Source organism: Falsiroseomonas sp. (genome assembly GCF_030695085.1).
Taxonomy (GTDB): domain Bacteria; phylum Pseudomonadota; class Alphaproteobacteria; order Acetobacterales; family Acetobacteraceae; genus Falsiroseomonas.
Genome location: NZ_JAUYTS010000002.1, coordinates 34637 through 48729, shown reverse-complemented (window position 1 = coordinate 48729; position 14093 = coordinate 34637). Strand labels below are relative to the sequence as shown.

12 protein-coding genes are annotated in these 14093 nt (G+C 68.8%); 4 read left to right on the top strand and 8 right to left on the bottom strand.

Features of this window, described 5'->3' with window-relative positions:
* Positions 1 to 94: 94 nt before the first annotated feature.
* Complete coding sequence (locus tag Q8S40_RS00360) at positions 95 to 844, top strand: 3-deoxy-manno-octulosonate cytidylyltransferase (protein ID WP_305668845.1); 750 nt, start codon at positions 95 to 97, stop codon at positions 842 to 844.
* An 89-nt stretch (positions 845 to 933) separates the two neighbouring features.
* On the opposite strand, the gene htpG is transcribed toward Q8S40_RS00360, so the two are convergent.
* From htpG to Q8S40_RS00345, 3 genes are all read right to left on the bottom strand, one after another.
* Positions 934 to 2766 carry a molecular chaperone HtpG gene (gene htpG / locus Q8S40_RS00355; protein WP_305668844.1) on the bottom strand — a complete coding sequence of 611 codons (1833 nt, stop codon included), beginning with the start codon at positions 2764 to 2766 and terminating at the stop codon, positions 934 to 936.
* 72 nt (positions 2767 to 2838) lie between these two features.
* On the bottom strand, positions 2839 to 3192 hold the full coding sequence (locus Q8S40_RS00350) for a hypothetical protein (protein ID WP_305668843.1): 354 nt from the start codon (positions 3190 to 3192) through the stop codon (positions 2839 to 2841).
* Positions 3189 to 3755 carry a histidine phosphatase family protein gene (locus Q8S40_RS00345; RefSeq protein ID WP_305668842.1) on the bottom strand — a complete coding sequence of 189 codons (567 nt, stop codon included), beginning with the start codon at positions 3753 to 3755 and terminating at the stop codon, positions 3189 to 3191. The genes Q8S40_RS00350 and Q8S40_RS00345 overlap by 4 nt, the downstream gene beginning before the upstream one ends.
* A 132-nt stretch (positions 3756 to 3887) precedes the next feature.
* On the opposite strand from Q8S40_RS00345, the gene Q8S40_RS00340 reads away from it, so the two are divergent.
* Positions 3888 to 4778, top strand: coding sequence for a TauD/TfdA family dioxygenase (locus Q8S40_RS00340; protein WP_305668841.1), 891 nt, complete (start codon positions 3888 to 3890; stop codon positions 4776 to 4778).
* 51 nt (positions 4779 to 4829) lie between these two features.
* Positions 4830 to 6023, top strand: coding sequence for an LLM class flavin-dependent oxidoreductase (locus Q8S40_RS00335; protein ID WP_305668840.1), 1194 nt, complete (start codon positions 4830 to 4832; stop codon positions 6021 to 6023).
* On the opposite strand, the gene Q8S40_RS00330 is transcribed toward Q8S40_RS00335, so the two are convergent.
* The 5 genes from Q8S40_RS00330 to Q8S40_RS00310 form a co-directional block, all read right to left on the bottom strand.
* Positions 6020 to 7225, bottom strand: a complete 1206-nt coding sequence (locus Q8S40_RS00330; protein WP_305668839.1) for a pyridoxal phosphate-dependent aminotransferase — start codon at positions 7223 to 7225, stop codon at positions 6020 to 6022. The two genes, Q8S40_RS00335 and Q8S40_RS00330, sit on opposite strands and share 4 nt — an antisense overlap.
* Positions 7226 to 7235: 10 nt before the next feature.
* A complete protein-coding gene (locus Q8S40_RS00325) occupies positions 7236 to 8222 on the bottom strand; it encodes a tripartite tricarboxylate transporter substrate binding protein (protein ID WP_305668838.1) in 987 nt (328 codons plus the stop codon).
* A gap of 13 nt (positions 8223 to 8235) precedes the next feature.
* Positions 8236 to 9216 carry a tripartite tricarboxylate transporter substrate binding protein gene (locus Q8S40_RS00320; RefSeq protein WP_305668837.1) on the bottom strand — a complete coding sequence of 327 codons (981 nt, stop codon included), beginning with the start codon at positions 9214 to 9216 and terminating at the stop codon, positions 8236 to 8238.
* A gap of 113 nt (positions 9217 to 9329) precedes the next feature.
* Positions 9330 to 11432: a hydantoinase/oxoprolinase family protein gene (locus tag Q8S40_RS00315; protein ID WP_305668836.1), complete on the bottom strand. Its 2103-nt coding sequence runs from the start codon at positions 11430 to 11432 to the stop codon at positions 9330 to 9332.
* Positions 11429 to 13072, bottom strand: a complete 1644-nt coding sequence (locus tag Q8S40_RS00310; RefSeq protein ID WP_305668835.1) for a hydantoinase B/oxoprolinase family protein — start codon at positions 13070 to 13072, stop codon at positions 11429 to 11431. Before Q8S40_RS00310 ends, Q8S40_RS00315 begins: the two co-directional genes overlap by 4 nt.
* Positions 13073 to 13166: 94 nt before the next feature.
* On the opposite strand from Q8S40_RS00310, the gene Q8S40_RS00305 reads away from it, so the two are divergent.
* Entirely contained in the window at positions 13167 to 14069 is a 903-nt protein-coding gene (locus tag Q8S40_RS00305; RefSeq protein WP_304810204.1) for a LysR substrate-binding domain-containing protein, read from the top strand.
* Positions 14070 to 14093 lie beyond the last annotated feature (24 nt).

The following is a 14093-nucleotide window of genomic DNA, read 5'->3' as shown; positions in this document are numbered from 1 at the left end:
CCTCCGACGGCCCCAACATGGTGCCGCTTTCGCAGTTCGAGGCGCTGGTCGGCCGGCTCATGCAGATCGACGCGCTGGTCAAGGGTTTCCGCGCTTGAACCCGATCATCGTCATCCCGGCGCGCATGGCGGCCACCCGCCTTCCGGGCAAGCCGATGGCCGACATCCTCGGCGAGCCGATGATCGTCCATGTCTGGCGCCGGGCGATCGAGGCCGAGATCGGCCCCGTGCTGGTCGCGACCGACAGCCCGGAGGTGGCGGCGGCGATCCGTGCCGCAGGCGGACGGGTGCAGATGACGCGCGACGACCACCCCTCCGGCACCGACCGGATCGCGGAGGCGCTGGCGACGGCCGACCCGGCGGGCCTGCATGACGTGGTGGTGAATGTGCAGGGCGATCTTCCCACCATCGCGCCCGCCGCCATCCGCGCGGCCCTCGGCCCGCTGGCCGACCAGGCGGTGGATGCCGCGACGCTGGTGGCGCTGATCCGCCGGGCGGAGGAACGCACGGCGTCTTCCGTGGTGAAGATGGTGGGCACCGAGGTCGCGCCCGGCCGCTTCCGCTGCCTGTACTTCACCCGCGCCACCGCGCCGACCGGGGACGGGCCGCTCTGGCACCATATCGGCCTCTATGCGTGGCGCCGGGGACCGATGCAGCGCATGGTGGCGCTGCCGCCCTCGCCGCTGGAACTGCGGGAGAAGCTGGAGCAATTGCGCGCGCTGGAAGCCGGCATGCGGATCGACGCGGTGGTGGTCGATGACGTGCCGCTCGGCGTCGACACGCCCGAGGATCTGCAACGCGCGCGAGACATCCTGGCGGGCGCGGCCGGATCAGCGCCAGCCTGACCACGCATAACGGAAACCCTCTCCCCCGAAGGGAGGAGAGGGTTGGGTGAAGGGCCGCCGCGGGTGGTTCCGGCGCCGCCGCGCCAGCCTCAGCCGCCGATCGCCAGCGCCTCCGCCACCCGCCGCGCGAAGGCCACCGGGTCCCGCGGCGTGTCGCCATCCTGCACCCGGGCCAGGTCCAGCAGGAGGCCGGCGCTGTCCGCCAGATCCGTCTCCGTCGCGGCCTTTTCCGCCAGGCGGCGGATCAGCGCGTGGCGGGGATTCACCTCCAGCACCGGCAATCCACCCGGGAAGCCGCGGCCGGCGCGGCGCATCAGGCGCTGCATCTGGAGGTCCGGCCCCATCGCACCGGCGGCCAGCACCACGGCTGAATCCACCAGCCGGTCCGTGCCGCGCACATCGGCCACATGGTCCTTCAGCGCGTCCTTCAGCAGCGGCAGCAGGCGCGCGAGGTCCGCGGCCTCGCCGTCCTGCGCGCCGCCCTCCACCGCGGACAGGTCAATGCTGCCCTGGGTGATGCTGCGGATCGGCTTGTCCTCGAAGGTCGCGAGCCGCTCCGGCCAGAAGGCGTCGATCTGGTCGGTCAGCAGCAGCACCTCCACGCCTTTGGCCCGGAAGCCCTCGAGCTGCGGGGATTTGGCCAGCGCCTCGGCATTGTCGCCGAGCAGCACATAGATGGCGTCCTGCCCCGGCTTCATCCGCGCCACATAGTCGGGCAGGGAGGTCCAGCCCTCTACGGCGGAGGACCGGAAACGCAGCAGGGGCGCCAGGTCCTTGCGGTGCTCGGCATCCTCCCAGACGCCTTCCTTCAGCACCGGGCCGAAATTCTCCCAGAAGCCGGCGTAGGATTCCGCATCCTTGGCCTTGGTCTTCAGCTCCGACAGCACCCGGCTGGTCACCGCGCGGCGGATGCGGGCGAGCACCGGGGTGGCCTGCAGCATCTCGCGGGAGACGTTGAGCGGCAGGTCCTCGGTATCCACCACGCCCTGCACGAAGCGCAGCCAGGGCGGCAGCAGCGCCGCCTCATCCGTGATGAACATGCGGCGGACATGCAGCCGCACGCGGCTTTCGCGCTCGCCTTCCACCGCCTGGAAGGGCTTCATGCCGGGGATGAACAGCAGCGCGGTGAAATCCAGAGCGCCTTCGGCCCGCCAGTGCAGGGTGGACCAGGGCTGGTCGAAGATATTGCCGAGGTGGCGGTAGAATTCGGTGGTCTGTTCCTCCGTCACCTCGGATTTGGATTTGCGCCACAGCGCGGTGCCTTCATTGGCCGGCTCATCCACACCGTCCTTCACAACGGTGATGGGGATGGTGATGTGGTCGGCCCATTTGCGGATGATGGTCTGCAGCCGGATCGGCTCGAGGAACTCCTCCGCATCCGGCTTCATGTGCAGCACGATGTCGGTGCCGGCTTCCTCCCGCGTCGCAGGTGCCAGGGTGTAGTCGCCCGCCCCGGCGCTGGCCCAGAGCCAGGCTTCCTCCCCCCCGGCGCGGCGGGAGGTGACTTCCACCCGCTCCGCAACCATGAAAGCCGAATAGAAGCCGACGCCGAATTGCCCGATCAGGCTCGGCTTGTCGGCCGCCGGCGCATCGGCCAGCGATTTGGCGAAGGCCAGCGTGCCGGAGCGCGCGATGGTGCCGAGATGCTGCACCAGGTCGGCCTTCGACATGCCGATGCCGGAATCGGAGATGGTCAGCGTGCGCGCCGCCTTGTCCGGCACGATCCGCAGCTTCGCACCCTCGGGCGCCATCAGCGCGGGGTCGGTCAGCGCCTCGAACCGCCGGCGATCCGTGGCGTCGGCGGCATTGGCCACCAGCTCGCGCAGGAAGATCTCGCGGTCGGAGTAAAGCGCGTGGACGACCAGATCCAGCAGGCGGCCGACCTCGGCGCCGAATTCATGCCGCTCCACGGTATCGCTCATCGGGGCAGGTCCTCAGTTGGTTTGCGCGGCGCGCGATATGCGAGGTGGCGCGGCGCTTTTCAACTGCGGGCTCTACAGGTTCCGCGCCCAGGCGAGGAAGACCAGGAAGCCCGCCACGCCAAGCACCGCATGGCCGGCCAGCAGCAGGGTGGCGCCCGGCCGGCGGCGCCGCGCGATGCGGCCGGCGGACCAGCCGGCGGCGAGTGATACCGTGAGCATGACAAGCGGCACCAGCCCCGGCGGGCCGCCTTCGCCGCGCGGGCTTGTGGCCAACAGCAGCGCAACCGTGGCGGTGGCACCCAGCGCCAGGACCAGATGCGCCGTCACCAGCCAGGGCCGGCGGGCACGTTGCAGGAACAACAGCCCCGCCGCCACGCCGGCCGCCAGCGTCAGCACCAGCAGCAGGATCGCCGGTGCGATGGTCATGGCCGGATGCGCCCCACCACCAGCAGCGCCCCGCCATCCCGGCGCAGCACCACGCCCTCGCCGGAGGCCGGGAAGATGCCGGTCAGGGCGGTGATGTTCACCTGGTGCGTCGCCACGAACATGGCGCCCGGCCCGTCCCAGCCCAGCAGCACGCGCCGCGCCGCCGCCGTCCGGGCCTCCGCGTCCTGGCGCGCGCCGAAGAACGAATCGAAGGCGGGTTCCGGCTGCACCTGGCCCGGGAAGGCCAGCTCCGCGGTTTCCAGCGCCCGGCACCAGGCGGAGGCATGCACGGCACCGACCGCAATGCCGCGCTCGCGGAAGGCGGCGCCGATCCGCCTCGCCTGGGCGCGGCCCTCATCGCTCAGATTGCGCTGGGTGCTGCAATCACCGAGCCGCATCCCCGGCGGATCACCGCCCCCCGGCGCGATGGCATGGCGGAACAGGGCCATGCCACCCCCGGCCAGGGCCTGCCAGGCGGATTCGGACTCCGGCGCAGGCTGGGCGCGTGCCGGCCCGGCGACCAGAAGCGCCAGGACGGCGCGGCGGGGGAGGGAGGATCGCATCGTTCCAGAAATCGTGCCGCCGGCGCGGATGTAAAGCCGTGAGTTGACGCACCTCTGCGCGGCTGTTCCCATCGGGCGGTGCCGCGGCCCCGGGCTACCGAACCGGGCCACGGAACTGGGAAGGAAACAACCATGAACCATGTCAGCCCCGCCAATCCAACGGGCGCCAAGGGCCCGCGCTACAAGCACAGCGCGGAGGCGGGCGCGCCCTATCGTGCCATCACGGTGGAGAAGCTGACGCCGGTGATCGGCGCCGAGATCGGCGGCGTCGATATCGGCAACCCGACCGAGGCGCAGATGCAGGAGATTCACCGGGCGCTGGCCGAGAACCTGGCGATCTTCTTCCGCGACCAGACCCTGACGGCTGAGCAGCATCTGTCCTTCGGCCGGCAATTCGGCGAGTTGCACATCCACCCCGCCGCGCCCACCGAGGGCCACCCGGCGCTGATGATCATCAAGGCCGATCGTGACAGCCCGCGCGCCAATGGCGAATTCTGGCATTCCGACGTGTCCTGCGACGAGGAACCGCCGATGGGCAGTATCCTCTACATCAAGCAGCAGCCGGCAGTGGGCGGCGATACGCTGTTCGCCAACATGTACGCGGCCTATGACGCGCTGTCGGACCGCATGAAGGCCTACCTCGAAGGCCTGACCGCCCTGCATGACGGGGAGGAGGTGTATCGCGGCACCTATGCCAATCTCGGCGTGCAGGACAAACCCGAATATCCGCGCGCGGTGCATCCGGTGATCCGCACCCATCCCGTCACGGGCCGCAAGGCGCTGTTCGTCAACAAGGGCTTCACCCGACGCATCCTGGACATCCCGGCGGATGAGAGCACCGGCATCCTGGCCTATCTGTTCGAGCACAGCGCCAACCCGCTGTTCCAGTGCCGCTTCCGCTGGCGCGCCAATTCCGTCGCCTTCTGGGATAATCGCTGCGCCCAGCACCGCGCCATGTGGGATTACTGGCCGGCGACGCGCTACGGCAACCGCGTGACCATCCAGGGCGACCGGCCGGTTTGACCTGCTGAGCGGTTCGGGTTGAAGCTTCTCCCGGTTGCGGGAGAAGCACAGATGGCGAAGCGTGGCATGCAGTTCGGGATCTTCCTGGCGCCCTTCCACCGGCTGGGCGACAATCCCACGCTGGCCATCTCCCGCGACATCGAGATGATCGAGCTGCTCGACCGGCTCGGCTATGACGAGGCCTGGATCGGCGAACATCACTCCGCGGGGTGGGAGACCATCGCCTCGCCGGAACTGATCATCGCCGCGGCGGCGGAGCGGACCAAGACCATCCGCCTCGGTTCCGGCGTCACCAGCCTGCCCTACCACCACCCCTTCCTGGTGGCGCAGCGTTTCGTGCAGCTGGACCACATGACGCGCGGGCGGGTGATGCTGGGCTGCGGGCCGGGCGCGCTGGTCTCGGACGCCTATATGCTCGGCATCGAGCCTTCCACGCAGCGTCGCCGCATGGATGAGTCGCTGGAGGCCATCATGGCGCTGCTGGCCTGCGACGGGCCGGTGACGCGCAAGACCGACTGGTTCGAGATGCATGAGGCGCGGCTGCATCTGAAGCCCTATTCCGACCCGCATTTCCCCATCGCGGTGGCCAGCACGCTGACGCCTGCGGGGCCGGCGGTGGCAGGCAAGCATGGCGTTGGTATTCTCTCGCTCGGCGCCGGAATGCCGGGCGGGCCTTCAGCGCTGCCCGGCCAGTGGAAGATCGCGGAGGAATCGGCCGCCGCGCATGGCAAGACCATCAGCCGCCGCGACTGGCGTATGGTGATGAATGTGCATGTGGCGGAGACCGACGAGCAGGCGCTGGCCGATGTGCGGGTCGGCGAACGGCTGGAGACGGTGACCTATTTCGAGGACGCGCTGGGCCGCCCGCCCGGCCGGTCGCAGGACCCGCTGACCGATGGCGTGCAGGCCGGCACCACCCTGGTCGGATCGCCGGAGACGGTGGCGCGCGGCATCGAGAACCTTGTCGAGAAAAGCGAGGGCGGCTTCTGTGGCTTCCTGTTCCGCGCGCATGACTGGGCCAATCGCGAACAGACCTGGCGCAGCTACGAGCTGTTCGCCCGCTGGGTGATGCCGCGCTTCCAGCAATCGCTGGAGACGGTGCGCGGATCGCATGAATGGGCGGTGGCCAACCGCAAGACCATCTTCAGCCCGAACGTTGAGGCACTGCGCAAGGCCTTCACCGATGCGGGCAAGGCGGTGCCGGAGGCCTTCGCGGCAAGGGCCTCCGGCGCGCGCGACGTTTAGCTGAGCCCTTCGCAGAAGCGGTGGATGCGCAGGCACGCATCCTCCAGCAGCGCATCGGCTGCTGCGAAGCTGATGCGGAAATGGCCGGGGAACATGAAGGCGGTGCCGTTCACCGTCGCAACACCCTGTTCCGTCAGCAGCGCGAAGACGAAGTCCCAGTCATTGGTGATCTTCGTGCCCGCCGCCGTGGTCATCCCGAGACAGGCCGTCATGTCCGGGAAGGCGTAGAAGGCACCCTCCGGCATGTGGCAGCGCAGATGCGGCGTGGCGTTGAGGGATGCGACCACGCGGTTGCGCCGCGCCTCGTACACCTGGCGCATCGCCTCCGTCGCATCCTGCGGGCCTTCCAGCGCGGCGACGGCCGCGGCCTGCGCGATGGAGCAGGTGTTGGAGGTGGATTGCCCCTGCAGCTTGTCCATCGCCTTGATCAGGTGCCGCGGCGCGCCGCCGAAGCCGATGCGCCAGCCGGTCATGGCGTAGGATTTGGAACAGCCATTCATCGTCAGCGTGCGGTCGCGCAGGCGGGGTTCCACCTGCGCGAAGGTGGCGAAGCGGCGGCCGTCGAAAACCAGTTTCTCGTAGATGTCGTCGGTCAGGATGTGCACCTGCGGATGCCGCAGCAGCACGTCGCACAGCGCACGCAGTTCGTCGGCGCTGTAGGTCGCCCCGGTCGGGTTGGAGGGCGTGTTGACGATCAGCCACTTCGTCTTCGGCGTGATGGCCGCTTCCAACTGCTCCGGCGTCAGCTTGAAGCCCTGGTTCGGGCCGCAGGGCAGCAGCACCGGCGTGCCATCGGCGAGCCCCACGATATCCGGATAGGACACCCAGCACGGGGTCGGGATGATGACCTCGTCGCCCGCATTGATCGTGGCGATCAGCGCGTCATAGATCACCTGCTTGCCGCCGGTGCCCACCAGGATCTCATCCGGCGCGTAGTCCAGCCCGTTGTCGCGCTTGAACTTTTGGGCGACCGCACGGCGCAGGGCCAAGGTGCCAGAGATATCGGTGTAGCGCGTCTGGTTGTTCCGGATGGCGGCGATGGCCGCGTCCTTGATGTGCTCCGGCGTGTCGAAATCCGGCTCGCCGGAGGAAATCGCCAGCACGTCCTTCCCCTCCGCCTTCAGCGCCTGGGCGCGCTGGCGCATGGCCGTGGTCTGGGAGGGGGAGATGCGGTTCAGACGATCCGCGATGACGTCACTCATGAATGCTTCCTCAGCGCGCCAGGTTCAGCCGGGCGCGCGATACGATGTCCTTGAACTTCGCGAATTCGCCGGCGATGAAGGCGCCGGTGGAATCCGGCGTGCTGTCGCTGACGGCGTCGATGCCGGCGGTGGCGAGGCGGGATTTCACATCCTCCATCGCCAGAACCTGGTTCGCCGCGGCGTTCAGCCGGGTGACGATGGCAGGCGCCATGCCCTTCGGGCCGAGCATCACGTTCCAGGTGCTGGCCGCAAAATCCGCCAGCCCGGCTTCCTGCATCGTCGGCACATCCGGGAACAGCGGATGCCGCGCCGGCGTGCCCATGCCGATGATGCGGAACATCCCGTCCCGCGCCGCGGCGGCCAGCGAGCCGAGCGGTTCCCAGCCATACTGCACCTCACCCTTGGTCAGCGCCTCCACGAGGGGCGCGCCGCCGCGATAGGGGATGTGTTCCGCGCGCAGGCCGCCGGCCGAGAGATTCATCAGCTCCCCTGCCAGATGCCCGACGCTGCCGGAGCCGGAACTGCCCCAGCTTCCCGCGCCGGGATTGGCACGCAGCCAGGCGATCAGCGCCTGCGGGTCGCGATGCGGCGAATTCGTCGGCACGGCGAGCGCGATCGGCGCACGGCCGAGAATTGCGATCGGCGTGAAATCGGCGACCGGATCATAGGGCGTGGTATCCGGCTGCAAGGCCGGCACCGTGCCGTGGGTGGAGGGTGTGCCGAGCAGGATGGCGTGGCCATCCGCCGGCGCACGGCGCACCAGGTCGCTGCCGATGGTGCCACCGGCGCCCGCGCGGTTTTCCACCACCACCCGCCCGTTCGCACCCAGCAGCGGTCCCATGCGGTCCGCCACCAGCCGCGCCAGCAGATCGGCCGATCCGCCGGGCGGGAAGGGGATGGTGAAGCTGACCACGCGGTCCGGCCAGGAACCTTGCGCGTGCAGGGTTGCAAAGGGCGCCGCGGTGAAGGCGGCCAAGGCAAGACGACGGGTCAGCATGGCGTTCACTCCCTCAGATGGTGATGTTCTGGCTGCGGATGATCTCGCCCCATTTTGCGAGTTCTTCCGTCCAGTAGGCGTCGAGTTCCGCGGCGCTGCTGCCGATGGTCTCCACCGCCATGGCGTTCAGCCTTTCCTTGGTCGCCGGATCGCGCAGCGCCTTCTGCAAGGATGCCGTCAGCCGCGCCACGATCGGCTGTGGCGTGCCGGCCGGCAGCAGCATGATGACATCGGTCGAGGAGGCGAAGCCGGGCACGCCGGATTCCGCCAGAGTTGGCAGGTCCGGCGCGAAGGTCGAACGCTCCGCCGTGCCGACGCCGAGCACCTTGAGCTGGTTGTTGGCACGGAACGGCAGGCAGGTGATGAGATCGACGAAGGACATCGCCACTTCGCCCGCCAGCAGGCCCTGCACGGAAGGACCGCCGCCGCGATAGGGCACATGCAGCAGCCGCGTGCCGGATTTCGCCTGGAACAGCTCCGTCGCCAGATGGCTGCTGGCGCCGATGCCGGCGGAGGAATAGGCAACGTCGCCTGGCCTGGACTTCGCATAGGCGATGAACTCGGCCAGCGTATTTGCCGGCACGGAGGGATGCAGGCACAGGCCCTGCGCGCTGCGCGCCACCAGGCTGATGCCGGTGAAGGCGGCGCGATTGTCGTAGGGCAGGTTCCGCATCAGATGCGGCGCGATCGCATAAGTGCTGTTGGTGCCGAGCAGGAATGTATATCCATCCGGCCGCGCGCGCGCGACGATGCCGTGGCCCACGGTGCCGGATGCGCCGCCGCGATTCTCCACCACCACGGGCTGGCCGAGATCGGCGGACATCGCCGCTGCGATGACGCGCCCCATCACATCGGTAGAGCCGCCGGCGGCCCAGGGAATCACCAGGGTGATCGGACGGCTGGGGTAGACGTCCTGCGCCCAGGCGGGACCGCTTCCAGGGGTCAACGCGGGCAGTGCCAGGCCTGCGGCCAGCAGGGAACGACGTGTCGCCATGGTCCATCTCCTTGTCGCCGTCGCGGCGCGACGGTGGGTGTTTGCCGTGATGCTTGCGCATCTCCCTGTTCATCGCGCTTCTTGGTGGCGCGATGTCGTGAAGTATGGGGCCGTCAGGGAAGTTCGACGACCAGATTCCGGAAGCTGTCCACCGAGACTTTCGCCTCCGGCCCGATAACGCAAGTGGACTCGCGTTCTTCCACCAGCGCCGGGCCCATGAAGCTTGCGCCGGGCGCAAGGGCGTAGCGATCATAGACCTGGCAGGGACGCCAGCCGATGCCCTCGAACAGCACCTCCCGCACGCCACGCGCGGCGCGGGCGGCATCAGTGAAGCTTTCGGTTGCCGTATTGGCAACTTCGGCCAATTGGATGTCGCGGCCCGGGGCGAGGCAGGCGACGCGCCAGGACAGCGCCTCGATCGGCAGGTCGGTCAGCGCACGGCCGAAGCGTTCGCGGTAGCTGGCGAAGAAGCTCTCGCGAATTGCCGGCAGATCGGCCGCGGACAGCTTCATCGAAGGCAGCTTCACGGGAATTTCGAAGCCCTGGCCGACGTGGCGCATATCGGCGGCGGGCAGGGCAGTGATCTGGTCCGGGTCCGCACCGGTCTCCAGCAGCAGCGCGCGGCCTTCCTCCTCCATCTGCGCGAGCAGGCCATTCACATGGTCCCAATCCAGCCGCTCCAGCCGCCCGACATGGCTGCGCACCAGATCGGTGGCCGGCGGTGCGACGAGGAAGCCGAGCGCCGAGGCGACGCCGGCACCGAGCGGCACCAGCATGCGCTTCATCTTCAACAGCCGCGCGAGGTCATAGGAATGCACCGGTCCCGCGCCACCAAAGGCAATCAGCGTATACCGTCGCGGATCACGTCCCTTCTCCGCCAGATGCATGCGTGTCGCAGCTGCCATCGTCTCATCGACGATGCGCCGGATGCCCAGCGCCGCCATGTCGCGCTCCACGCCCAGCTTCTTCGCGATGCCGGTCTCGATGGCGCGCTGCACGGCGTTGGGGTCGAGCGCCATCTCGCCGCCGAGAAAGTATTTTGGATCCAACCGGCCGAGCACGAGATCGCCATCGGTCACCGTGGGTTCCGTGCCGCCGCGCCCGTAGCAGATCGGCCCCGGCTTCGCGCCCGCGCTGCGCGGCCCGACCTTCATCAGGCCCGATGCTTCATCGACGCGGGAGATGGAGCCGCCGCCCGCGCCGATCTCGATCATGTCCACGACCGAGACCTTCAGCGGCAGGCCGGAGCCCTTCTGGAAACGCCGCACGCGCCCCGCTTCGAAGTCGAACTTCCGGTCCGGTGCGGCATTCTCCACCAGGCACATCTTGGCGGTGGTGCCGCCCATGTCGAAGGAGACGACATGCATCTCGCCAGTCAGCCGCGCCAGGAAGGATGCCGCCATGGCGCCCGCCGCCGGGCCGGATTCGATCAGGCGGATGGGGAATTCCTTGGCATCCCGCACCGCCGCGATGCCGCCACCCGAAAGCATCACATGCAGCCGTCCGACGAAGCCGAGCGCCGCGAGATCCGCTTCCAGCTTGTCCAGGTAGCGGCGCATCAGCGGCTGCACATAGGCATTGGCGCAGGCCGTGCTGGTACGCTCGAATTCCCGAATTTCCGGCGCGACGCGAGACGACAGCGACAGCGGCAGGTCGGGATACATCTCCGCCACGATGGCCCCGGCGCGCACCTCATGCCGGTCGGCGTGGTAGGCATGCAGGAAGGCGATGGCGAGCGCCTCGATCTTCTCCACCTCCACCAGGCGCTTCACCGCGTCGCGCACCGCCTGTTCGTCCAGCGGCAGCAGCGTGGCGCCATGTACGTCGATGCGTTCCGGGATTTCCAGGCGGCGATGCCGCGGCACCAGCGTCGGCGGTGCTTCCAGATACAAATCGTACAAATCGTAGCGAGTCTCGCGCCCGATCTCGATCACGTCGCGGAAGCCGGCCGTGGTCAGCAGGCCGACGGTTGCGCCGGTACGCTCGATGATGGTGTTGGTCACCAGCGTGGTGCCGTGGACGATGCTGTGCAGGTCGGCGGGCTTGAGGCCGGTTTCCTCCAGCAGCCGCAGCGTGCCGGCGATGATCGCCTCGCTCGGATCATCCGGGGTGGTCAGGCGCTTGCCGGTGGCGACCAGCTTGCGGGCCGGATCATGCAGCACGAAATCGGTGAAGGTGCCGCCGACGTCGACGCCAATGCGCGCGGTCCCGCTCATGCCTTCACCCCATAGTCACGCATCGCTGCCTCTTCGGTGATGTAGCCGTCGCGGATATCCGCGCGCACGGCTTCGGGGTCGCGCTGCTTCGGGTCGCCGAAGCCGCCGCCGCCGGGGTACAGCAGGGTCACGCGGCGCCCGGTCTCCACGCTGGTTCGGGATTTCGGATGCGGCTTCGTGCCGTCATCGATGGCGATCACCGCGGGCGCGCCGGGACCACCGCCGAGCAGCCCCTGCGCCGGATGGTCGCGACGATCCGACAGCAGGGAAAGCCGCACGGCGGCCGGTGTGCGAACCTCGATCTCCGCTTCCTGGCCCAACCCGCCGCGGAACCGCCCGGCGCCGCCGGAATCGGCGCGAAGCTGCTTCCGCCAGACCAGCAAGGGCGCGACGCTTTCATAGGCCTCGATGGAACCGGCGCCGACATTGGTCGGAAACGCCGTGGTGGGCAACCCGTCGCGATGCGGGCTGGCGCCCATGCCGCCACTGGCGAACAGCACCTGGGAGAAGCGGTCGCCATTCTGGTCCAGCCCGCTGAACAGCGCGCGCATGGTCGGCGCGCCGCCGCATTCGGCCAGCACCTTGTCCGGCAGCACATCCGCCAGCGCCTTGTAGATCACGCCGGCCAGCAGATGCCCGGTGAGCTGCCTGGCGCTGCAGGGCGCGGGGAAGCGCGGGTTGAGGATGGACCCCTCCGGCGCCGCGACGGTGATGGCCTGGTAGCTGCCCTCATTCCGCGGCGTGAAGGGATCCAGCGCGCATTTCACCGGATAGACCGAATAGGCATGCGTGTAGTTCAGCACGCAATTGATGCCGCGATCGATCTGCGGCGAGGTGCCGGCGAAATCGATATGCATGGTCTCGCCCGAGACCGTCACGGCGCAGGCGATATGCGTCACCTGCTCGTCGAAGCCATCCGCCTCCAGCGTCGCGCGATAGACCCCGTCCGGCACCTGCGCGATGGCGCGGCGCATCGCCTGGTCGGCGCGAATCTGCAAGGCTTCCGACAGGCCCTGGAGATTTTCGAGGCCGGTATCGTCAAGGAATTCCGCGAGGCGCCGCACCGCTACCTCATTCGCCACCACCTGCGCTTCCAGGTCGCCCATCACCGGGCCGGGGATGCGGACATTGGCGGAGAGCAGCTCCACGAGATCCTCATTCCGCTGCCCAGCGCGGAACAGGCGGGCGGGTGGGATGCGGATGCCTTCCTCGAACAGCTCCCGGCAATCCGCCGACCACAGCGCGCCGCCGACATCCGGCGAATGCGCGATGGACCCCGCGAAGCCCACGATCTTGCCCTTGTGGAAAATCGGTGAGACCGCCGTGAAATCCGGCAGGTGGCCCGTCGCCAGGAACGGATCATTGGTGATGACGCAATCGCCCGGCTGCCAGGTCTCGATCGGGAAGCGTTGCAGAAAATGCTTCGTCGTCTTCGGCAGGATGCAGGAGAAGGAGGCGATGCCGCCCGTATTCTCCGAGATGGAATCGCCCTTCGCATCCATCAGCACGGTCGCAAAATCGTTCGACTCGCGGACGATGGTGGAGAAGGCGGTCCGCAGCAGCCCCGTCGCCGCTTCATCGGCGATGGAGATCAGGCGGCTCCAGTAGACCTCCAGGGTGATCGGATCGAAGGACTCCAAGGGGCAAGCCTTTCCCGTTCATGTGATTGCAACGCTAGGCGCAGCGAAACAACCCGTCCAATATCAAACGCATCTGTATTGAGAGGTTTAGGATATGGAGCTGCGCCATCTGCGCTACTTCGTCGCGGTGGCGGAGGAGCTGCACTTCACCCGTGCCGCCCGCCGCCTCGGCATGGCGCAGCCGCCGTTGAGCCAGCAGATCCAGCAATTGGAGGCGGAGCTGGCAACGCCGCTGTTCGAACGCGGCACCCGCCGTGTGGCGCTGACCGAGGCCGGCCGCATGTTGCTGCCGGAAGCCCGCGCCACGCTGGAACAGGCCGGCCGCGCCGCGACCGTGGCGCGCCGCGCCGGGCGGGGGGAGATCGGGGAGCTGCGGATCGGCCTGTTCGCCTCCGCGCCGTTGCTGCCGGTGTTCACCGCGGCCGTGCTCAGCTTCCGCCGCCGCCTGCCGGATGTGCATTTGGCCCTGCAGGAAAGCCCGACCCTGCAACAGGTGGATGCGCTGCGCCGCGGCGCACTCGATGCCGGCTTCCTGCGCTGCCCCTCCGCCGCCGATATCCCGGCCGATGTCGCGGCGGTGGAACTGCTGCGCGAACGCCTGGTGGCGATGATGCGGGAGGATCACCCGCTGGCGCGCCACCCCGGCCCGCTGCCGATCGCGGCGCTGGCCGGGGAGAAGCTGATCTTCTTCTCCCGCGCCGTCGGCACCACGCTGCACGCCCAGTTCGGTGCGCTGTGCCGCAGCGCGGGCTTCACCCCGGACATCACCCAGACGGCGCGGGAGAATGCGACGCTGATCGGCCTGGTCGCCGCAGGGCTCGGCATCGCGGTGATGCCGGCGTCGCTCGCGCAGATCCGGGTGGCGGAGGTGACGCACCGGGAACTGGCCGAGCCTGGCGCCACCACCAGCATCTGGCTCGCCACCCCGCGCGCGGCGCCCACGGCCCTGGCGCGGGCCTTCCTGGATTGCGCCGGGGCAGCGATGCCAATGCCGTGATTTGTGCGATGCAGCATTGACTTC